This window comes from Paraburkholderia sp. DHOC27, assembly GCF_003429005.1.
Classification (GTDB): Bacteria; Pseudomonadota; Gammaproteobacteria; order Burkholderiales; family Burkholderiaceae; genus Paraburkholderia.
Genome location: NZ_QVQV01000008.1, coordinates 314,125 through 334,461, shown reverse-complemented (window position 1 = coordinate 334,461; position 20,337 = coordinate 314,125). Strand labels below are relative to the sequence as shown.

16 protein-coding genes are annotated in these 20,337 nt (G+C 64.5%); 6 read left to right on the top strand and 10 right to left on the bottom strand.

The genetic code is table 11. From position 1 onward, the window contains the following. Positions 1-271 precede the first annotated feature (271 nt). Positions 272-727: a GFA family protein gene (locus D0B32_RS25475; RefSeq protein ID WP_117337067.1), complete on the top strand. Its 456-nt coding sequence runs from the start codon at positions 272-274 to the stop codon at positions 725-727. A gap of 40 nt (positions 728-767) precedes the next feature. Here D0B32_RS25475 and D0B32_RS25470 read toward each other — a convergent pair whose 3' ends face one another. Further along, positions 768-1,025, bottom strand: a complete 258-nt coding sequence (locus D0B32_RS25470; protein ID WP_117337066.1) for a DUF2866 domain-containing protein — start codon at positions 1,023-1,025, stop codon at positions 768-770. Between D0B32_RS25470 and D0B32_RS32660 the strand changes: the two genes are divergently transcribed. Then, positions 999-1,187: a hypothetical protein gene (locus D0B32_RS32660; RefSeq protein WP_181969908.1), complete on the top strand. Its 189-nt coding sequence runs from the start codon at positions 999-1,001 to the stop codon at positions 1,185-1,187. The two genes, D0B32_RS25470 and D0B32_RS32660, sit on opposite strands and share 27 nt — an antisense overlap. 44 nt (positions 1,188-1,231) lie before the next feature. Here the strand turns inward: D0B32_RS32660 and D0B32_RS25465 are convergent, their stop codons facing one another. Next, positions 1,232-2,662: a cytochrome-c peroxidase gene (locus tag D0B32_RS25465; RefSeq protein ID WP_117337065.1), complete on the bottom strand. Its 1,431-nt coding sequence runs from the start codon at positions 2,660-2,662 to the stop codon at positions 1,232-1,234. Positions 2,663-2,804: 142 nt separating this feature from the next. Then, complete coding sequence (locus D0B32_RS25460; RefSeq protein WP_117337064.1) at positions 2,805-4,475, bottom strand: phospholipase C; 1,671 nt, start codon at positions 4,473-4,475, stop codon at positions 2,805-2,807. A gap of 322 nt (positions 4,476-4,797) precedes the next feature. Here D0B32_RS25460 and D0B32_RS25455 point away from each other — a divergent pair, with 322 nt between their 5' ends. Next, the gene (locus D0B32_RS25455; RefSeq protein WP_117337063.1) at positions 4,798-5,928 is read left to right on the top strand and encodes a diguanylate cyclase; all 1,131 of its coding nucleotides are present in this window, start codon (positions 4,798-4,800) and stop codon (positions 5,926-5,928) included. Between the two features lie 37 nt (positions 5,929-5,965). Here the strand turns inward: D0B32_RS25455 and D0B32_RS25450 are convergent, their stop codons facing one another. Both D0B32_RS25450 and D0B32_RS25445 read right to left on the bottom strand, forming a co-directional pair. Beyond that, positions 5,966-7,750 (bottom strand): penicillin-binding protein 2, encoded by a 1,785-nt coding sequence (locus D0B32_RS25450; RefSeq protein WP_117337062.1) that lies wholly within the window; start codon positions 7,748-7,750, stop codon positions 5,966-5,968. 506 nt (positions 7,751-8,256) lie between these two features. Then, positions 8,257-9,807 (bottom strand): methyl-accepting chemotaxis protein, encoded by a 1,551-nt coding sequence (locus tag D0B32_RS25445; RefSeq protein ID WP_310591208.1) that lies wholly within the window; start codon positions 9,805-9,807, stop codon positions 8,257-8,259. Between the two features lie 1,083 nt (positions 9,808-10,890). On the opposite strand from D0B32_RS25445, the gene aepX reads away from it, so the two are divergent. The 3 genes from aepX to D0B32_RS25430 are packed head-to-tail and all read left to right on the top strand — an operon-like array spanning position 10,891 to position 14,881. Continuing rightward, positions 10,891-12,609: a phosphoenolpyruvate mutase gene (gene aepX / locus D0B32_RS25440; protein WP_117337061.1), complete on the top strand. Its 1,719-nt coding sequence runs from the start codon at positions 10,891-10,893 to the stop codon at positions 12,607-12,609. Continuing rightward, complete coding sequence (aepY, locus tag D0B32_RS25435) at positions 12,606-13,817, top strand: phosphonopyruvate decarboxylase (protein ID WP_117337060.1); 1,212 nt, start codon at positions 12,606-12,608, stop codon at positions 13,815-13,817. Before aepX ends, aepY begins: the two co-directional genes overlap by 4 nt. Then, a complete protein-coding gene (locus tag D0B32_RS25430) occupies positions 13,817-14,881 on the top strand; it encodes a 2-aminoethylphosphonate aminotransferase (RefSeq protein WP_117337059.1) in 1,065 nt (354 codons plus the stop codon). Before aepY ends, D0B32_RS25430 begins: the two co-directional genes overlap by 1 nt. Before the next feature lie 119 nt (positions 14,882-15,000). Here the strand turns inward: D0B32_RS25430 and D0B32_RS32655 are convergent, their stop codons facing one another. The 5 genes from D0B32_RS32655 to D0B32_RS25410 form a co-directional block, all read right to left on the bottom strand. Beyond that, a complete protein-coding gene (locus D0B32_RS32655) occupies positions 15,001-15,153 on the bottom strand; it encodes a hypothetical protein (RefSeq protein WP_181969902.1) in 153 nt (50 codons plus the stop codon). 146 nt (positions 15,154-15,299) lie between these two features. Then, positions 15,300-16,028: a PIG-L deacetylase family protein gene (locus D0B32_RS25425; protein ID WP_117337058.1), complete on the bottom strand. Its 729-nt coding sequence runs from the start codon at positions 16,026-16,028 to the stop codon at positions 15,300-15,302. 329 nt (positions 16,029-16,357) lie between these two features. Continuing rightward, complete coding sequence (locus D0B32_RS25420; protein ID WP_117337057.1) at positions 16,358-16,945, bottom strand: NTP transferase domain-containing protein; 588 nt, start codon at positions 16,943-16,945, stop codon at positions 16,358-16,360. Positions 16,946-17,093: 148 nt separating this feature from the next. Continuing rightward, entirely contained in the window at positions 17,094-19,328 is a 2,235-nt protein-coding gene (locus D0B32_RS25415) for a xanthine dehydrogenase family protein molybdopterin-binding subunit (protein WP_117337056.1), read from the bottom strand. Beyond that, positions 19,325-20,326, bottom strand: coding sequence for a xanthine dehydrogenase family protein subunit M (locus tag D0B32_RS25410; RefSeq protein WP_117337055.1), 1,002 nt, complete (start codon positions 20,324-20,326; stop codon positions 19,325-19,327). Before D0B32_RS25410 ends, D0B32_RS25415 begins: the two co-directional genes overlap by 4 nt. Positions 20,327-20,337 lie beyond the last annotated feature (11 nt).

Here is a 20,337-nt window from a genome sequence, read left to right as displayed (position 1 = left end):
CGACGATGATAAAGAGGCAGACGGCAGTGAGGATGTCGTACGGATAGGGCATGTCGGCGTGCGGTATGCATCTCGATGCGATGTCCCATCATAGGCATAAGCGCCATGCACGACTGTCAACCATTGCAAAACAAAACCGCTGAGCACGAGACTGGCGAACCGCGTCATGCCGGCCCGGCTACTGACACTACGTTGGCAGCAGCCCCTCCCTAGAATGATCTTCACCATCACACAGGAGCGTGACCCGCTCACGGGTTGCGGAAGTCCGGCCATGAAGAAGACCTATCTGGGCAGTTGCCGTTGCGGCAAGGTGCGATTCGAAGCGGACATTGATCCAGACAGCGGTGTGCGCCGCTGCCATTGCTGGATCTGCGCAAACCAGCGTTCGTGGGAGACGCTCGTCAAGGCGGGGGACTTCCGTTTGCTGACCGACGAAGCGGAACTCGGCGATCGCCCGTTCGGCACGGGTAACGGTCACCATCTGTTTTGCCGCGCGTGCGGCGTGGCGAGTTTCCGGCGCGGCTATGCGCAGAGTCTGGGCGGGGAATATGTGTCGATCTCGTCGGCTTGCCTCGAGGATGACCGCGAAGCAGAGCGCGAAGCAGGGCAGCTAGCAGCGGCTGACGACCACCACGACGCGTGCAATGAAGGCATCACAGCGCGCTCGCAGCGACCCATGCAATCGCGACCGCTCGCAGCCAAACCAGCGCTCACGGCCACTGGTTGAGCAGCGCTGGAAAACGCTGCCGCGTCGGCCTTCGCTAGCCTTAGCCCTCGCCGTGCTGGCAAAAGCGGCGTCCGGGGATGTGCGAGACCACGGCCTGAGCGATTTCGAGTGGCGTGCTCTCGGCGGGCACCACGCGCCGGCATGATTCGGGCACGTGCTTGATCGTCCATTCGACGAGCCGGTAAGAGCGCCCCCACGGCGGCTGCAATGGGTCCGAGACCGTGCAGGATTGAATCTGGCCGACCCATTTGTTATCGGGCATGGCCTGCAGATGTTCGATTACCGCGTCTTCAACCATGATTTGTTATCTTCCCTCGCAGGGATGCACTTCATCTTGCGATGCATGCGGCACGTGGCGTTCTGCGCGTCGCGCGGCGGCATCCTCTGGGAAAAAGACGCCGCCGATGCTCTGGCGGCTCAACAGGGGATGTTGAGCGCCATGTTTGCAGGGAAGAATTAAGCCAGACTTAAAACGGACATAGAAATCTGTCTGGCTTGCACAACTTAACGATTCACCTGGTAGCCATCGTTAAGTGTTTGCAGAAAGGCAATGATGTCGCGCATGTCCTGATCGGTCATCGCCGGCTTCTCACCGAACTTGCGATCGAACGGCGCATCGGTGAAGTCCACGTTCGCCAGATATTGCGGCGGAATGTCGTTGAACTGCTGCACCTTGCCATCGGGTCCACGCGGATAGATCTTGCCCGGGTCGGTATTACGCACGTTGTAGAACGTCATGACCTGGTCGAGCGTGTGATACACGCCGTTATGGAAGAACACCTGGCGCGTCGCCGAATTACGCAGCGTCGGCGTGAGGAACATGCTGCAGTATTGCTTCTGGTCCGTCAGGTCGGTGCGGAAAGGTCCGCAAATGCCGATGTCGAAGAAGTGCGGGTCCTTGTTCTGCTGCAACGCAGGGTTGCGCGGCAACGCCAGTGCTTCGTACTGGTAATCGGTGAAGATCGGCGCAAAGCCATCGGGGCTCGGCTTCGACAAATGGCAGCCGGCGCAATTCGCCTTGTCCGGGTCGTTGAACAGATGTAGTCCGCGCAGTTCAGCCTGCGAGAGACGCGCCTTGCCCTCCAGCCAGTAGTCGTACTTGCTGGTGTAAGGATGGAACGAGTTGTCCTCGAACTGATAACGCGCAATCGCAAACATGGCTTCGGAGACCACCAGTTGAGGGTCCTTGAAGACGTTGGGTCCGAAGAGCTGCAGGAAGACCTTGCGGTAAGCCGACTTGTCGAGCTTGTGCGCCACTTCGTCGAGGCTCGTGTTGGCCATTTCGACGGGGTTCAGCATCGGACCGGAGGCCTGTTGCTGCAACGTGTCGGCGCGGCCGTCCCAGAAAAAGCCACCTTGCGGCACCATCTGCGCCGCAGCCGGCGCGGTGCCCGCGGTCTTTTGCGCTTTCTGCACACCGGCGTTCTGCGTCGCGAGTTGCGCGACGCTGACCGGCGTGTCGTTCTCACCGGCATCCGGGCCGATGCTGAAATTGGGCTGACGGTTCAGGTACATCAGCGAAGGCGGCGGACGATAGCCCTGCAGCTTCAGGTCCGCGCCGCCCAGTTGTGCGGACAGATTGTTGGGCGGTCCATAAGCATGGTCCGGGCTGTGGCAGGACGCGCAGGATTGCCGTCCCGAAGCGGACAGCGACGGATCGAAGAACATCTGTTTGCCAAGCTGCGCCACCGCGCTCAATGGCTGCACTGGCGCCCTTTGCAACACGATGGGATGCGGGTTCGCGCCAGTCAGGTTCTCGACGATCTCACCCACCGCGTCCGGTGTCTTTTCGGGGAACACGACAGCGAACGCGCTAAAGCCAACGGCCGCGATCACCACGCCGAGCGCGATCTGCACGAGCAGACGGCGGCCGTTGCGGGCGGGCGGGGCACCAAGGGGAGGGGTGTTCAGAGGCGAGGTGGAAAGCTCGGTCATAGTTTCGATTCACTACGCTTGCGCGACCAAAAAAATGAAAACCGTGTTGCCGCCGGTGAAGGCCGCAACACGGCACCGCTACGCCCGATCCCGGCCCGGGCGAAAGGTCCGCCCGGACGGGTCTGCGTGCTGCTGCGTGCTTTTACAGGGCAGGCGGCGTGGCGACCTGCGTACCCAGGTTCTCGTCCAGATAGAGGACCGGGTTGTTGCCGCTGCCGCTGAAGTTGAACATGCCCATGATGCTGCCCGAGGTCGAGTCGAACGAACCGCCGCCGAGACGCGCGCCGCCGAGCCAGTTGTCTTCGATGAAGCGCACCACCGAGGTCTGGTCGATCGGCGTGTGGTCCACGTAGTTGACGTTGGCCCACGGCGAAATCACGATGAACGGAATGCGCGTACCCGGACCGCAACGGCCATTGACCGCGGCGCCGTTGACACCCGTCGTTGCCGTGCCCGTGCCGCAAACACCGGCGCCGTTCAGCTGGTCGACCTGGCTGTCGAACGAAGCGTGCGTCGGCGTGGTGTAGGCGTGGTCGTACCAGCCGTCCGAGTCGTCATACGTGATGATGACAGCCGTGCTCGACCAGTCCTTTTGCTGCTCCAGGAAGTTGACCACCTTGGTCTCGAACATCTGTTCGTCGAGCGGGTCCGAGTAGCCGGCGTGGCCGTCTTGCGCAGCCGGTGCCTTGAGGAAGCTCACCGACGGGAAGTTGCCTGCCTGCACGGCGGCGAAGAAGTCGTCCGTGTCGTACTCGTGGTTAGCCGGTTCAGCCGTCTTGCCGTCCGTTTCGAGGCTCGAGCCGATCGCGGCCGTCGAGCTCGGGCGGGCGTGGGTCGGGTTGGACGTCGACGCGTAATACTGGAACCAGTTGTGGTGCGGGACGTAATCCGCCGTGGACGCGCCGACTGCCGTGGCGAGCGTGCTGCGCTTGCAGCCCGTGGTGCCATTCGAGTTCGATTCGCTCAGGTTGAAGCCGCCCATGAAGCCGCCCCACGTGATGCCCTGGGCGTTCATCAGGTCGCCGATGTTCTTGCCCGTCAGCATGCCGGTGTCGGTCGTGCTGGAGCAGGTATCGTTGGCCGGATCGACGTCGCCGATCAGCGTGTAGCCGCCCTGGCCGTCATTGATGTAGTACGAAGCCTTGGCGAGCGTCGACGGCTGCGCGCTGGTCTTGACGATCTGGAAGCCGTTGGTCTGGCCCGACACGACATCCAGTGCACCCGGCGTCGAAGGACCGTAGTCCGTCGTGTACGCGTTGTCGTTCATCGAGAACTTCTGCGCGTAGTTCCACAGGGCCGTGACCGTGTTGCCGTCGAAGTAGCCCATCACCTGGCCGGTCGTACCGAACGCGCCGGCGCCGCCGCTCGTACCATTACCCGTGAACTTCGGGAACAGGTCGGCGCGGCCGTTATCGTAGGCTTGCTGCTCGGCCGTGTAGGCGTGGTTCTGGTCAGCCGTGGCCGCCTGGGTGCGGTCGAGACGGAACGGGTTGAAGGCGCCCGCGCCGTTCAGCGTGTTGGTGAAGTTCGGATTGGCGGTGAGCAGCGTGCCGCTCAGGCCGTTGACCGACGGCGTCGCCGTAGCAGCCGTGAAGCTCGGTTCACCGGACACGTTTGCGGCGACCGGATAGGAGCCGAAGTAGTGGTCGAACGAGATGTTCTCACCGTAGATCACGACGAGATGCTTGATCGGGGTGGCCGTCTTCAGCGCATCCTGCGCGGAGGGCTTAATGCTGTTGCTGCTGCCGCCGCAGGCGAACAGTGCTAACGCCAAACCGGCGCTGGGTAAGGCAATCAAGGCTCGACGCAACATTTAACGTAACTCCCAAAGGTGTTGGCTTTTCGTTTTTTCAGGTCGGGTGACACCGGCTTGATGTATTGCGCGGATTACCCACACGCAGTTCGCAAGCGATGCAGACCTACCGGGGACGTGATTGAAGCGTTCGAATTGAACCATTTAGTGATGAAGCTATAGAGACGCTTTTCTTACATTGATGTTATTTTTTGGAAGCGAAAATGTAAGGAATCGCGGCGCGGCGTTGCAACGTTGCCCTCAAGACCGGGCTGGAATGGCCGTTATAAAAGGCGTTGGAGCAGCCGACTCCGCTTCGCCCCAGGGCCGCTACCCCTATAACGTGACCAATCTCGCTCAAACGCCACTCTCCGACCGCCTGCGCGCACTGGTCGATACCGTGCAGCACAACGAGCGCACGCTGCGCCGCTTCCAGAACGTGGAGTTGTGTTTGATCGGTGCTCAGGATTTCGCTTCGTTCCTCGCCACGCTGTTCGATCACCTGCCGCAGGAGTTCGCGCTGGCGAGCGTGTCGATCTGGCTGGACGAGCGCACGCCGATCCTGCGCGATCTGCTCGACCCCGGTGCCTTGCGCGCGCTCAATCAACGCAATCTGAAGACTGGCCGCGAGGGCGGTTCGGCGGCGGCACGCCTGTGCGAAACCGGCCGGCCGTGGCTCGGGCGTGTGAGCGAGATGGACGAACCGGCACAGACAGCGTTGTTCGACGCGGCGGCGCTACCGGCGAGTGCGATCGTGCTGCCGCTGGCGGCTGGTGGACAGCTTTCTGGCTATCTGTGCCTCGGCAGTCAGGACGCGGGACGCTTTGGCGAAGGCATGGCCACCGACATCCTCGAACGCTTTGCGAGCATCGTCACGGCAAGTCTCGACAATGTCGCGCATCGCGAACGGCTCAAGCAGCTCGGCATGACGGACCCGCTCACGGGCTTGTCGAACCGCCGCTATTTCGATGAGCGCCTGCGCGAGGAGATCCAGCGGGCGGCGCGTTACTCGCTGCCGGTGGCGTGCCTGTTCATCGACGTGGATTGCTTCAAGCGCATCAACGACACCTACGGTCACCTGACCGGCGACCGTGCGCTCGCCGCCGTGGCGGCCTGCGTGCGGCAGCAAGTGCGCCTTGGCGACACGCTTGCGCGCTACGGCGGAGAAGAGTTCGCTGCGCTCTTGCAGGGCGATCGTTCGGACGCGCTGATCGCCGCAGAGCGCGTGCGTCATGCGGTGGAACTGCTGGAATTGCAGGACGACGAGGGCGCACGCATTGCGCTGACGGTGTCGATCGGCGTGACGGCGCGTGTGATACGTGGTGGGGCACACCAGGCCGCGGAGCTGGGCCAGGCGTTGCTCGAGGAAGCGGATCGGGCGATGTACCAGGCCAAGAACAACGGGCGGAATCGGGTAGAGGTGTTCGAAGGCGGTGCGGCGAAACCGCACGAGGCGGACGCCGGTCTGGTTTAGAGGTGATGTCGGCCCTCGCCCCGTCCATCACCCCCCATCAAGCATCCGGCGGCACCCCCAGCAACTGCAACGCGCCGCCTGCCACGGCGCCGAACACCGGACCGGCGACCGTCCCGCCGTAGAACGCCTTGCCGGCCGGGTCGTCGATCATGACGGCGACGATCAGGCGCGGGTCGCTCATGGGCGCCATGCCGACGAACAGCGCGCGGTAACGGTTCTTCGCGTACGTTGCGCCGATCTGCTTGCGTGCGGTCCCCGTCTTGCCGCCCACCCGGTAGCCCGCCACTGCCGCTGCCTGCCCGGTGCCGCCTGCGCCCACCGTCATTTCCAGCATCGCGCGGATCGCCCGTGCGCTGGCGGGCGTGGTGACCGCGCGGCCGCTGCCCGCACTCGGGCTCTCGCTTGCCACCTGATCCGTCGACGATCGGGCATGGCCCGGCGCGCTTTCCGGTGACGGTGCATCGGGAGGATTGCTGAACAACAGCCGAACCGGTTGCAGCGTGCCGTCGCCCGCATACGCCGTGTACATCTGCGCGAGTTGCAACAGCGATGTGGAGAGCCCGTATCCATAGGCCATCGTGGCCTGCTCGATGGGGCGCCAGCGCTTGAACGGACGCACCTTGCCCGCGGCAACGCCGGGAAATGTCAGCTCCGGCTTGAGCCCGAGTCCATAGTCCTGATATTTCGCCCAGATCGTCCCGGCGGGCAGATTGAGCGCCAGCTTCGCCAGCGCGATGTTGCTCGATTTCTGCACGGCCTCGGCGACGCTGATGACGCCGTGATTCGACGTATCGTGGATCACCGCCGGCCCGATCCTGTACCAGCCTGGCGACGTATCGATGCGACTTTGCGGCCCGACCTTGCCCGCGTCCATGGACAGCGCCACCACCAGGGGTTTGATCGTCGAACCTGGTTCGAACGTGTCCACCACCGCGCGATTGCGCAGTTGCCGCCCCGTTAGCCGCGTGCGGTCGTTTGGATCGAAGCTCGGATAGTTGGCGAGCGCGAGGATTTCGCCGTTGCGCGCGTCCAGCACGACGACGCTGCCCGCTTCCGCGTTGTGCTTTGCGACTGCCGTCTTCAGTTGCGCGTAGGCGAGTTGCTGAATGCGACGGTCGATGGTCAGCCGCACCGTCGCGCCGTTGTGTGGCGGGATCAGCGGCCGCGTGTCGAACACCGCGCGGCCCAGCCGGTCGCGCACCACTTCGCGCTCGCCGGACTCGCCGGTCAACTGCGGGTCAGCCGCCAGTTCGATGCCCTCCTGACCGTTGTCCTCACTGTCCGTGAAGCCGACCACGTGCGCCGCCGATTCGCCTTCCGGATAGAAGCGCTTCGAGTCGGCGATGCGCGTGATGCCCGCGATTGCGAGCTTGTCGATCGCAGCCGCCGTGTCCGCATCCACCTGACGCTTGAGCAGCACGAAGCGCCTGTCGCCGGCGAGGCGCCGCTGCAATTCCGCGCGCGGCATGTCGAGCAGGGTTGCGAGCGGCGCGATGGCGCTGGCTTCGATTTGCGGCGGCGCGGCCCAGATTTCGTACGAGGCGAGGCTGACGGCGAGCATCGAGCCGTTGCGATCGACAATGCGTCCACGGGTGGCGTCCAGTTCGATGGTGCGTTGATAGCGCTTTTGCCCCTCAACCACATAAAAATTCCGGTTGACGACCTGTATCCAGAAGGCACGGCCCGCCAGCGAGCCGAAGGCCGCCAGCACCAGCAGGATGACGAACGACGATCGCCACGCGGGCAGGCGCGAGGCGAGTAAAGGATGCGTCGCGGTGGGCGCATGGGCGGCGCGCGGAGGCGATTTCTTTTGCTGGATCATGGATGGAGACGGACGCGTGACGAGCGACGGCGATGGGCTCGCGGTGTCCGGATACGCTCCTTGTCTGGCGGCGCACGCGTTGGGGCGTGCGCCGGATGGATGGGGGCCGTCGGTGTCGGCGTCGGCAAGCGGTCAGGCGCAGCAATGCGTCACCAGCACGCAAATCGCAAAGCCGTTGCGATGTGATTGTAATGAGAACGTAATCTGGATGCGAGGTGTTGCGAGGCGAAACCTGAGAGCGCGTCAGGTCTCGTGAGATGAGGCGGGGGAGTGGCGATGGGAGAGAGGTAAGGCGAGGAGCGTGCCGAACCCCTCACGCTTTGAAAATCCACCCTGCTGATTCGTTCGAAAGATGCGTCCTCTCCGACGCAGGGTGTTTCATAAGGCGCTCAGCCACCAGCCACTCCGCCAGGAACCGCTGTGCTGGCGCCTTCTTTTTGCCGCAGATGGCCGCGCGTGGCAGCCGGTGAAAACGTGCAGACCACGCGTCTGCACGTACCGCAATCTCAAGCCGGCAGCGAGAAACTCGCAATCGCCTCGCGCAGCACGCTCACCTGATCTTTCAGTGAATGGGCGGCAGCAGCAGCCTCTTCGACGAGCGCCGCGTTCTGCTGCGTGACCTGATCCATCTCGCCCACCGCACGGTTGACTTGCTCGATGCCCGCGCTCTGCTCATGCGAGGCGTGGCTGATTTCCTCGAGGATTTCGTTGACGCGGCGCACGGAGTGGACGATCTCGCTCATCGTCGAGCCGGCGTTGGCGACCAGCGTGGCGCCGGTTTCGACGGTATGCGTCGAGGTTTCGATCAGCGCCTTGATTTCCTTGGCGGCGGTGGCGGAGCGTTGCGCGAGGCTGCGCACTTCGGCGGCGACCACCGCGAAGCCGCGGCCCTGTTCACCGGCGCGGGCGGCTTCGACGGCCGCGTTGAGCGCGAGGATGTTGGTCTGGAAGGCGATGCCGTCGATCACGCCGATGATGTCGCCGATCTGCCGCGAGCTGTGGGTGATTTCGCCCATCGTGCGCACCACGTCGTCGACGACGTGGCTACCGCGCGTCGCGACGTCCGCAGCCTGACCGGCGAGTTGCGCGGCCTGGGTGGCGCTGTCCGCGTTCTGCTTCACGTTGACGGTCATCTGATCCATGCTCGAGGCCGTCTGCACCAGCGCGGCGGCTTGCTGCTCGGTGCGTTGCGAGAGGTCGGTGTTGCCCGCGGCGATTTCCGTGGCGCCGACGTTGATATTTTCAGTGCCGGCGCGCACTCGCGAGACCGTTTCGACGAGCCCGGACTGCATCGTATGCAGGGCGTGGAGCAGACTGCCGGTACGTTGATCCCGGAGCGGCACGCGCACTGCCAGGTTGCCGTGCGCCATGCGTTGCGCGACATCGACGGCAGCTTCGAGATCGCCGCCGAGCGTGCGGCGCACGCTGCGCAGCACGAGCGCCATGACGCCGGTGGCGATTGCGCCGAGCACGACGGTGATGGCGAGCCACAGCACGAGGTTGGCGTAGAAGGCTTGCTGGACGTCATCCATGTACATGCCGCTCACGACATACCAGTCCCAGGGGGCGAAGTGCATGGCGTAGCTGGTCTTGGGGACCGGCTGATCGTGCCCGGGTTTGGCCCACAGGTAGTCGACGAAGCCGCCGCCGTCCTGGTTGCCGGCGGTGACGATATTGACGAACAGCTTGTTGCCGGCGGGGTCGGCGAAGTGGCTGAGGTCTTTGCCGTTGAGTTCCGGCTTGAAAGGATGCATGAGCATACGGGGCAGCGAGTCGTTGACCGACACGTAGCCGTCCTTGCCGTAGCGCATGGCGGAGAGGGTATCGAGCGCCTGTTTCTGGGCGTCCTGTTCGCTGAGGACGTGTTGTTGCGAGAGGGCGTAATAGCGGTTGACGATATTGACAGACTGCTGGACGACGGCCGTGAGTTGTTCACGACGGTCCGAGATCATGGAGGCGCGGTTTTGCCATGCGCCGAAGCCGCCGATCAGGACCAGGCCGATCCATAACACGACGATCATCGACCCGAGTTTTTTGTTCAAGGTCAAGGAGGGCATTTTTGCGCGTTTCCGTGTTTCAAATAAGGGGTTGGGATGCAGTCAGTGACTGTGATTGTTAACGGCTGGGGCGCCTTGGCGGCGTAGCAGGGGGAAACCCTTAGAGTTTGGGTTTTTTATTTGTCTGATTTTTTGGGTTTTATTCTGTTCTGTCTGGGTTTTTGCATTTTCTTGTTTTTTGGTCTTGTTCTCTTATTGGTTTTTTGGCCTCTCCTTGCATTCTTGTGGTTTATTTGCGTTGCCCCTGTGCGGGGCAGCACCTACTTTTCTTTGCCGCCGCAAAGAAAAGTAGGCAAAAGAAAGCGGGCTCACACCGCCAGCTTGTAGGTGTCCCCCACTGCACTAATATTGGAGCGGTCCGAAGACAAGACATGCCCTCGCACCACCCCCGTGAGTGACAAAGCACTCATCCACCCCACTCCGCACTACGTGCGTCGCGGATCGGTTCACCCGGGGAATCGGGACCTCGCGAGGCCTCTCTACCTCCCTCATCGCGTTGTGCCCGACGGCGGGGCGCGCAGCGCGACGCTGGAACGAATGACTGCCTTGTCACGAGAAATAGAAATGCGAGAGCTCGTCTCGTCTCGGACCAATGCCGCGTGAGCGGCGAGGCGGACACCTACGGGCTGGCGGTGTGAGCCGCTTTCTTTTGCCTACTTTTCTTTGCGGCCGGCAAAGAAAAGTAAGTGCCGCCCCGCACAGGGGCAACACAAATAAACCAATAAGAATTCAAGGAAAGGCCAACACAAATAGATAACCACCAAACAGCCAAAAAAACCAATAAACAAATAACAAAAGCAAACCTAAAACCAAAACAGAAAACCAGAAAAAGAAAAAAGCCAAAACCCATACAGCGTGACGAAAAAAGCCCCCGCCCCGCAGGGGCAACAAAAAACCACATTTCTCACCAAAACACCAAATAAATATCATCAAAAACACGAACCCGATTCACTTCCGTTATAGTCGCGATTTTCCCCCGCCCGAATGGGCCGCAAACCGTCCATCGAGAACGGGAAAAATCGGGCCTACCACCGCGCCCGATGGGAACCCAAAACAGCTTGCTCTGCAGGAGAACCGCCAACAATGAACGCCCGCGAATCCGCCTCCCTCTCAGCCCCGCGCAGCGAACTGCCCCGCACCACCCGTCTGCGTCAAATGCTCACCAGCACGCAGCTCGAATTCATGATGGAGGCCCATAACGGTCTGTCCGCGCGCATCGTCCGCGAAGCCGGCTTCAAGGCCATCTGGGGTTCGGGCCTCGCCATCTCCGCCCAGTTCGGCGTGCGCGACAACAACGAGGCAAGCTGGACCCAGGTCGTCGATACCCTCGAATTCATGGCCGATGCCAGCGATCTGCCCATCCTCCTCGATGGCGATACCGGCTACGGCAACTTCAACAACGTGCGCCGTCTCGTGCGCAAGCTCGAACAGCGCGGCATCGCAGGCGTCTGCATCGAAGACAAGCAGTTCCCCAAGACCAACAGCTTCATCAACGGCGAACGTCAGCCGCTCGCCGAGATCGACGAGTTCTGCGGCAAGATCAAGGCCGGCAAAGACTCGCAAGCCGACGACGACTTTTCGATCGTCGCGCGCGTCGAGGCGCTGATCGCCGGCTGGGGCATGGAAGAGGCGCTCAAGCGCGCCGAAGCCTATCGTCAGGCTGGTGCCGACGCGATCCTGATTCACAGCAAGCTCTCGCGCCCCGATGAAATCCTGCAGTTCGCGCGCGAATGGGCCGGCCGTGGTCCGCTCGTAATCGTGCCAACCAAGTACTACAGCACGCCCACCGACGTGTTCCGCGAAGCGGGCATCAGCACGGTAATCTGGGCCAATCATCTGATCCGTGCTGCGACCTCCGCCATGCAGGCGGTCGCCAAGGAAATTCACGCCAGCGAAACGCTCGTCGACGTCGAAGAACGTATCGCCACCGTCAACGAAATCTTCCGTCTGCAAGACGCGGACGAGTACTCGGAAGCGGAAAACCGCTACCTGTCCGCTTCGCGCGCATCCGGCTCGGCCATCGTGCTGGCGGCAAGCCGCGGCGCCGGGCTTGAAGCGGTCACCGCCGAGCGTCCCAAGGTCATGCTGCCGATCGCCGGCAAGCCGCTCCTGCGCTGGCTCGTCGATGCATTCAAGAAGCAGGGCGTCAACGACATCACCGTGGTCGGCGGCTACCGCGCGGACGCCATTGAAACCGCCGGCATCAAGCTGGTCGTCAACGAGCGTCACGCGGAAACCAGCGAACTGGCCTCGCTCGCCTGCGCTGCGGACGCGCTCAAGTCCGACACGGTCATCTCGTACGGCGACCTGCTGTTCCGTAGCTATATCGTGCGCGATCTGGTCGAAAGCGAAGCGGACTTCAGCGTCGTAGTCGATTCCTCGCTCACCGAGCCGGTCAATCGCAGCGTGCGCGACTTCGCATGGTGCTCGGCGCCCGACGATCGCGGCCTGTTCGGCAACAAGGTGCTGCTGCGCCGCGTGTCGAGCGAGTTGCAGGACGGCGCCGCCAGCGGCGCCGAGTTGCCGCACGGCCGCTGGGTCGGTCTGCTGAATGTGCGCGGCGCAGGTCGTGCGCGTCTGCAAGCGGTGCTGACGACGCTGCGTGCGCGCCCCGATTTCGATTCGCTCGACATGCCCGCGCTGCTCAACGCGCTGATCGAAGCCGGTGAATCGATTGAAGTGCAGTACGTCCACGGCCACTGGCGCGGTGTGAACGACCTCGACGATTTCCGCCGCGCAGGCGACTTCGCGCATGGCCAGACGCCGCTCGCCTCCGCTGGGACAGGCGGAGAGGCGCAATGATCGAGGCTGCACAGTTTGTCGAAGCGGCGCGCGCACGCGGCTTCGACTGGTACGCGGGCGTGCCGTGCTCGTATCTGACGCCGTTCATCAACTACGTCGTGCAGGATCCCTCCTTGCATTACGTGTCGGCGGCCAACGAGGGCGACGCGGTCGCCCTGATCGCCGGCGTCACGCTCGGCGCGCGCAACGGCCGGCGCGGCGTCACGATGATGCAGAACTCGGGCCTCGGCAACGCCGTCAGTCCGCTCACCTCGCTCACGTGGACCTTCCGGCTGCCGCAATTGCTGATCGTCACGTGGCGCGGTCAACCGGGCGTTCCGGATGAGCCGCAGCACGCGTTAATGGGGCCCGTCACGCCGGCGATGCTCGACACCATGGAAATTCCGTGGGAGACCTTCCCGACCGAAGCGGACGCGATCGGCCCCGCGCTCGATCGCGCCATCGCGCACATGGACGAGACCGGTCGTCCTTACGCACTGGTCATGCAGAAGGGCAGCGTGGCGCCCTATGAACTGAAGCAGACGGATGCCGCCGCGCGCGGCGCGCGCACCACCGCGCGTGCGCAATGGCGTGAGGTTGCGCCGGATGCCTTGCCCACCCGTCAGGCTGCCTTGCAGCGCGTGATTGCGCAGACGCCGGCTGAGTCGACTGTCGTGCTCGCGTCCACCGGTTTTTGTGGACGTGAGCTGTACGCCATCGACGACCGCGCGAACCAGTTGTACATGGTCGGCTCGATGGGCTGCCTCACGCCGTTCGCGCTAGGGCTCGCACTGTCGCGTCCCGACCTGCACGTGGTCGCACTCGACGGTGACGGCGCCGCGCTGATGCGCATGGGGGCCTTCGCGACGCTCGGCGCCTGCGGCCCCGCCAATCTGACGCATGTGCTGCTCGACAACGGCGCGCATGACTCGACGGGCGGCCAGGCCACGGTCTCGCCGCAGGTGTCGTTTGCGGGCGTGGCGGCGGCGTGCGGCTACGCGTCGGCGGTGGAAGGCGACGATCTGGGCTTGCTCGACGAACTGTTCGCCTCGCCGCTGCTCGACGGCCCGCGTTTCGTGCGCCTCACGATTCGCCGCGGTACGCCCGATGGCCTGCCGCGCCCCACCATCACCCCGCCCGATGTGAAGACGCGCCTGATGCGCCACATCGGCGCCGACGTTGGCCAACCCAAGGGCCAAGCTGTCAGCACTGCCCAAGGAGCCCAATGATGCTGCTGCTCAATCCCGGCCCGGTCACGCTGACCGAACGCGTGCGTCAGAGTCTGTTGCAGCCGGACCTCTGCCATCGCGAGAGCGAGTTTTTCGATCTGCAGGAAGAGGCGCGCACGCGGCTCGTCGGCATCTATCAGCTCGACGCCACTGAATGGCAGGCCGTGCTGATGACGGGTTCGGGCACGGCGGCGGTCGAAAGCATGATTGCGGCGCTGGTGCCGGAAAACGGCAAGCTGCTGGTGATCGAAAACGGCGTGTACGGCGAGCGCATTACGCAGATTGCGAGCCAGTACCGCATCGCGCACGAGGCGGTCAAGCATGACTGGATGCAGGCGCCGGATTTGGAGCGGATCGCGGCGCGCCTCGATGCGGGCGGCTTTACGCACGTGGCGGTGATCCACCATGAAACCACTACCGGCCGGCTCAACGATCTGCGCGCGCTGGCCGAGGTCTGCCGTCCGCGCGGCGTGCGGCTGCTGGTGGACGGCGTGAGCAGTTTCGCCGCCGAGGCCATCGACTTCGCGGACGACACCATCGCTGCCGTCGCCGCCACCGCCAACAAGTGTCTGCACGGCGTGCCGGGCGCGTCGTTCGTGATGGTGCGCCGCGCCGCGCTCGCGCAGGCGGCGAGCCGCACGTACTACCTCGACCTCGGTCGGCTCGCGAAATTGCAGGATCAGCGCAATACGCCGTTCACGCCGTCGGTTCACGCGTACTACGCGCTCGTCGAAGCACTGCGCGAACTCGCGGACGAAGGCGGCTGGTCGGCCCGTCACCAGCGTTATGCGGCGCTTGCCGAGCAGGCGCGCGCCGGTCTCGCCGAACGGGGCATGGCGAGCGTGCTGCCGCCGCAGGAGTCGTCGGTGGTGCTGCGCGCGTACCGTTTGCCCGCGGGCGTGAGCTACCCGCAACTGCACGACGCGCTGAAGGCGCGCGGCTTCGTGATCTACGCGGGGCAGGGCGGACTGTCGGCGGAACTGTTCCGCATCTCGACGATGGGCAACATCCAGCCGGCAGATATCGACCGTCTGCTGCAGGGCTTCAGCGAGCTGACGCGCTAAGTCGTTTCATCTGGGCGCGGCGAGCCTTCGGGGTCGCGAAGCGCTCCATCATCGAGCAGGATGCCCGCGCGCCGCACCCTCCAACTGTCACGCAGTTGCGAGCGTGCGGCGCGTGCGCTTTACACCGGGTCTTTGTCCGGTGGACCTTCGGGCCGCTGCGGCTCGTCGTTGTGATGGCCAGGCGAAGGCGGAACGAGCGGATCGCCCTCGGGGTCCCGCGTCGGGTCCGCCAGCGGATCGGGGATAGGACTCGTGTGCATGCTGTCAGTCATGAGGTCACCTTGTAGTCCTGGGTTTGGCTCGACACCGGGCCCGGCTTTGCCAGCCCGACCCTTGATAGCGTAGGCGATCCAGCAGAGGTCTGCTGAAGCAAGCTTCCGCGCTGCATCTGAATAGCGCCCGCACGTGGCATTCGCGTTCAATGCCCCGCTTTCTTCGCGCGCCGTCCCTTCTCGCGCGACACGCTCAATTGCCAGTACCGCTCGTCGCCGAACACATCTTCCCAGCCATGCGGGCCGAACGCGCGTAACTGGCTCGCGTACGCATACACGGCTTCGCGTTTTAGCAGCGCCTGGCGCTGCACGTCGATGGTGTGACTGTCGAGCGCCGGATGCGCCGGCGTGGCGACGATGCCGCGCGCCTCGAGGTCCGCGAGCCGCGCGTCGACCACGCCTGGCTGGCGGCGGTGGATCGCTTCCGCGTACGCGAACCACGTGAGGTGCGACAGTCGCGGCAGGATTTCACAACAGGCGTCGTAGGCGAGCACGTGATCCGGATGATGCAGGCCGAGCGGCATCACCAGCGTGTTCGCGGTCGAGCGGTAAATGGTTTCTTCGAGCGCGGCGGCAAGCCGGGCAATGGATGGCGAATCGAAGTACTGCGCGTCGCGAAACGGCATACGCACCGGCACGGCTTCGAGCACTTCGAGCGCCGCGTCGTCTTCCAGCGTGCGGGCGTGCACCGAGGCGTGCGCGCTGGCAAAACCAGCGAGGCGATCCCACTCGGTGTGCATGTCCTGCTCGGGCGGCGCGGCGAACACCGTACAGACGACGGCATCGGGATGGGTGGCGAGCAACGCGCCGCAACTGAAAACGGCGTCGTCGAAATGCGGAGACACGATGAAGAGGCGCGGACTGGTTTCGCTCATGGAGATGGCGGTTGGGTGGCGCATGCAAACGCGTGCATGTGCAGGGCCGACCGGCGCTCAGGCGTTTCAAGTCGGCGTCACCTCAGCTTAGACGGTATTTCTGCAGATTGCGTAACGCTTTTGCATCGCAGCAAGGGGTATGCCCGAATCTGGTGCTCCTGCATTCGCTCACCTTCGGGCCGCGGTTCGCTCCTGTAATGGCTCACCGTTGTTGGCGTCGCGTTGCTGCGTCGGCTTGGCTGTGGGGGCGTCTGAAGGAACGCGCGTCGGCCACACGGAGGGCGAACGCTTTCGGCAAACAGACGACGCGCAACCGCCGCGCGGTCCACTCACGTTTGCTGCAAATCCTCGGGCGTATCGACATCGCGCAGGATGCCGGGATCGTCGACGTCGATGCGCGTGACTGCGAATTCGCTCAGCAGCGCGCGGGCGCCCGTGTCGCCGTCCAGCGCCATCAGCGCATCGCGATGCTCGGGGCCGAAGCCGACCGGATGCCCGCGCTGGCCGCGATAGAACGGCACCACGATCGAAGCACCGCCGTCGAGCGTGTGCGCCACCGCTTCCACGGTGGGCACGGCAATGCGCGGCATGTCGGCGAGCGCCACCACCCAGCCTTCGGCGTCGGCACTTGCCTCGATGCCGGCGGCGAGACTCGCGCCCATGCCGCGCTCGGCATCGACGGAAAACACCACGTCACAACCGGCGTCGTTGAGCATGCGGGCCAGCGCTTCCGAGCCCGGCCTCACCACCGCCAGCACCCGCGACACCACCAGCAACAGCCGATGCGCGGCCTCGTGCGCCACCACGTTGCCGTCCGGCATGCGCGCGAGGAGCTTGTTGTGCAGGCCGTCAGGGTCGAAGCGCGACCCGTAGCCGGCGGCGAGCAGCACGCCCGTGGCGAGCGAAGCATAGGCCATGACAGGCACCTGGAAGGGGGATAGCGCCGATTGTGCGGCGCAACGCCCGTTCGATGCAAGCAGGAAGAATTCGCTCGCCCGGAAACGCTGACCACGCAACGCCAACCCCGCAACCCCAGCTGCAACGCGCGCAGCCTGTGCCCCAGACTCAAACGCGCGTCGGCATTAACACCTTGTCGAGCGTAATGGGCAGATCGCGCACCCGCACGCCGGTTGCGTGATAAACCGCGTTGGCCAGCGCCGCCACCACGCCGGTCAGCCCAATCTCGCCAATGCCGCGCACGCCGAGCGAATTGATGTGCGGGTCCGGCTCGTTGATGAAGCTGACCTCCAGCGTGCCGATATCCGCATTCACCGGCACGTGATACTCGGCCAGGTTCATGTTGACGAAACGGCCATAGCGTTCGTCGAGCAAGGTGTCCTCCTCGAACGCGGCGCTGATGCCCCACACCATGCCGCCCATCATCTGGCTGCGCGCGGTTTTCTCGTTGAGGACGCGCCCGACGTCGTACACGCCCACGATGCGCGGCACCCGGATCGTGCCGAGGTCGGCATCCACATGCACTTCGGCGAACACCGCGCCGAACGAATGCATCGAGAACTCGCTGCGCTCCTCACCGGGCTTCACGCTCGCAACGGCCTCGATGGGCCGCCCGCCGGCACGCGCCAGGATCGCGCCGGCAGGATCACGCAACGACGGATTCGAGATGCTCACCACCCAGCCGTTCTCCACGCTGACATCGGCCACGTCCACGCCGTGCACGGGCGAGGCATTGTCGGCGAGTGCAAGCGCGATCAACTGATTGCGTGCCTGCATGCAGGCGTCGTGGACCGCCGGCGACACACTCGCGGCCGATTGCGAGCCGCCCGAGCCCGGCGCCGGCGGCAGACTCGAATCGCCGAGCGTGAAGTGAATCTTGTCGGGCGGAAAACCGAGCGCGTCGGCGCACACCTGGGTCATCACAGTGTAGGTGCCGGTGCCGAGATCCTGCGTGCCGGAGCCGACCTGGGCGGTGCCGTCTGGCAGGATGCGCGCCACCGCACCAGCCGGGCTGCGGTTGGCGGGGTAAGTGGCGCTCGCCATGCCGAGGCCGATCAGGGTGTTGCCGGAGCGCATCGAACGCGGTCTTGCGGTGCGCCGCGACCAGCCGAACTGCTCCGCGCCTATGGCGTAGCACTGGCGCAGCGCCTTGCTCGAAAACGGCTTGTTCTCCTGCGGATCGACTTCGGCGTAGTTCTTCAGCCGCAGCGCAATGGGGTCCATTTTCAGCGACCACGCCAGTTCGTCCATCGCGGATTCGAGCGCAAACGAACCAGTCGTCTCACCAGGCGCGCGCATGAACGTGGGCGTGCCCAGGTTCAACTGCACAAGACGGTGCGTAGTCAACTGGTTCGGCACGGCGTACATCATGCGCGTGACCATGCAGCAGGTCTCGGTCCAGTCCTCGATCATCGAGGTGTTGGAGATGCTGTCGTGCTGCATCGCCGTGAGCGTGCCGTCGCGATGCGCGGCGAGCACCAGATGCTGCTCGGTGCGCGGGCGCGCCCCGACCGAGCCGAACATCTGCGGACGCGTCAGCACGAGGCGCACCGGGCGCCCGGTCTGCTTTGCGGCCATCGCGCACAACACCACGTGCGACCACGACGAGCCTTTGCCGCCGAAGCCGCCGCCGAGAAACGGTGAGATCACGTGCACGTCTTCGGGCGGCACGCCGAGCGTTTTCGCCACGGCGGTGCGGGTCCCGCTCACGCCTTGCGTGGAATCGTGCAGCGTGAGTTGCGGGCCGTCCCAATACGCCATGGTGGCGTGCGGTTCCATGGGATTGTGATGTTCGACCGGCGTCGTATAGACGGCGTCGATATGCACCGCGCCGTTGACGAGGCCGGCCGCGACGTCGCCGCGCTGCGTGTCGGTCTGACGGCCCTGAGGACTGACGGGCGCATGTGCCTTGGCCTTCGCGCTCGTGAAGTCGTGCGCGCCGGGCGTGCTCTGGTACGCAATACGCAGTTGCTGCGCGGCGTCGGTGGCGTGTTCGAGGGTATCCGCGACCACCACGGCAACCGGCTCGTTGCTGTAGTGAATCTGGTTATCCTGTAGCAGCGAGAGATGCCGGCCGGCCGGCGGCGCGAGCGGCGGATGCCCGCCGTTGGGCAGGCGCAGCGCGTTTTGATACGTCATCACCAGCAGCACGCCCGGCAACGCCTGTGCGCGGCTCGCGTCGATCGAGACGATGCTGCCGCTCGAAATTGGGCTCGTCACCATGACTGCATGCGCCAGACGCGCTTCGGGAAACTCCGCGGCGTAGCGGGCCTGGCCGGTCACTTTCAACACGCCATCGGTGCGGTCCATCGGCTGACCGATCAGTGGGGCATTCGTGCTCATGCGACACCTCCTGTCCGGCCAGCGGCCTGATTGACGGCGCGCACAATCGAACGCTGCGCCAGTTGCACCTTGAAGCGGTTGCCGCTCAGCGGCTGCGCACCGCCCATCGCGGCTGCGGCGGCATCGCGCAGCCGTGCGTCGGCAAGCGGCTGGCCGGTTAGCATCTGCTCGGCAATATCCGCGCGCCACGGTTTGTGAGCCACGCCGCCTAGCGCGATATGCACCGTCTGCACCGTGTTGCCGTCCATTTGCAGCGCGGCCGCTACCGAGACGAGCGCGAACGCGTAGCTCGCACGGTCCCGCACTTTCAGGTAGTGAGAGTGGTCTGCGAAAAGCGGCGGCGGCAGATCGACGGCGGTGATCAGTTCGCCGGGTTGCAGTGTCGTATCCACTTCCGGACGCTCGGCAGGCAGGCGGTGAAATTCGCCAATCGGGATCGTGCGTTCGCCACGCAGACTGCTCACGCGCACCACGGCATCGAGCGCGGCCAGCGCCACGCTCATGTCCGACGGGTTCACGGCCACGCATTGCGAACTGGCGCCGAGGATGGCATGCGTGCGGTTCTGTCCTTCAATCGACGCGCAGCCGCTTCCCGGCTGACGCTTGTTGCATTGCGTGAAGGCGGTGTCGTAGAAGTAGCCGCAGCGGGTGCGCTGCATCAGATTGCCGCCCACGGTGGCCATATTGCGCAACTGCGGCGAGGCGCCCGACAAAAACGCCTGCGAAAGCAACGGATACTGCGCGCGCACCAGCGCGTGATTGGCGGCGTCGCTGTTGCGCACCAGCGCGCCGATGCGCAGCCCGCCATCGGGCAGCGTGCCGATGGTGTCGAGTCCGCGTAGACGCGTGATATCGACGAGGTGGACGGGCTGCTCTACGCCGCCCTTCATCAGATCCAGCAGATTGGTGCCGCCGCCAATGAACATCGCGCCAGGCTGCTGCGCGGCGCGCAACGCGCTGCTGATATCCACCGCCCGCTCGTAGGAGATCGCATCCATGTCGATTCTCC

What these genes read in the sequence shown, in the direction of transcription:
- D0B32_RS25475 (WP_117337067.1), top strand. Translation starts at nt 272, where the DNA reads ATGAAGAAGACCTATCTGGGCAGTTGCCGTTGCGGCAAGGTGCGATTC.
- D0B32_RS32660 (WP_181969908.1), top strand. Translation starts at nt 999, where the DNA reads ATGTTCGATTACCGCGTCTTCAACCATGATTTGTTATCTTCCCTCGCA.
- D0B32_RS25470 (WP_117337066.1), bottom strand. Translation starts at nt 1,025, where the DNA reads ATGGTTGAAGACGCGGTAATCGAACATCTGCAGGCCATGCCCGATAAC.
- D0B32_RS25465 (WP_117337065.1), bottom strand. Translation starts at nt 2,662, where the DNA reads ATGACCGAGCTTTCCACCTCGCCTCTGAACACCCCTCCCCTTGGTGCC.
- D0B32_RS25460 (WP_117337064.1), bottom strand. Translation starts at nt 4,475, where the DNA reads ATGTTGCGTCGAGCCTTGATTGCCTTACCCAGCGCCGGTTTGGCGTTA.
- D0B32_RS25450 (WP_117337062.1), bottom strand. Translation starts at nt 7,750, where the DNA reads ATGATCCAGCAAAAGAAATCGCCTCCGCGCGCCGCCCATGCGCCCACC.
- D0B32_RS25445 (WP_310591208.1), bottom strand. Translation starts at nt 9,807, where the DNA reads ATGCCCTCCTTGACCTTGAACAAAAAACTCGGGTCGATGATCGTCGTG.
- aepX (WP_117337061.1), top strand. Translation starts at nt 10,891, where the DNA reads ATGAACGCCCGCGAATCCGCCTCCCTCTCAGCCCCGCGCAGCGAACTG.
- aepY (WP_117337060.1), top strand. Translation starts at nt 12,606, where the DNA reads ATGATCGAGGCTGCACAGTTTGTCGAAGCGGCGCGCGCACGCGGCTTC.
- D0B32_RS25430 (WP_117337059.1), top strand. Translation starts at nt 13,817, where the DNA reads ATGCTGCTGCTCAATCCCGGCCCGGTCACGCTGACCGAACGCGTGCGT.
- D0B32_RS32655 (WP_181969902.1), bottom strand. Translation starts at nt 15,153, where the DNA reads ATGACTGACAGCATGCACACGAGTCCTATCCCCGATCCGCTGGCGGAC.
- D0B32_RS25425 (WP_117337058.1), bottom strand. Translation starts at nt 16,028, where the DNA reads ATGAGCGAAACCAGTCCGCGCCTCTTCATCGTGTCTCCGCATTTCGAC.
- D0B32_RS25420 (WP_117337057.1), bottom strand. Translation starts at nt 16,945, where the DNA reads ATGGCCTATGCTTCGCTCGCCACGGGCGTGCTGCTCGCCGCCGGCTAC.
- D0B32_RS25415 (WP_117337056.1), bottom strand. Translation starts at nt 19,328, where the DNA reads ATGAGCACGAATGCCCCACTGATCGGTCAGCCGATGGACCGCACCGAT.
- D0B32_RS25410 (WP_117337055.1), bottom strand. Translation starts at nt 20,326, where the DNA reads ATGGATGCGATCTCCTACGAGCGGGCGGTGGATATCAGCAGCGCGTTG.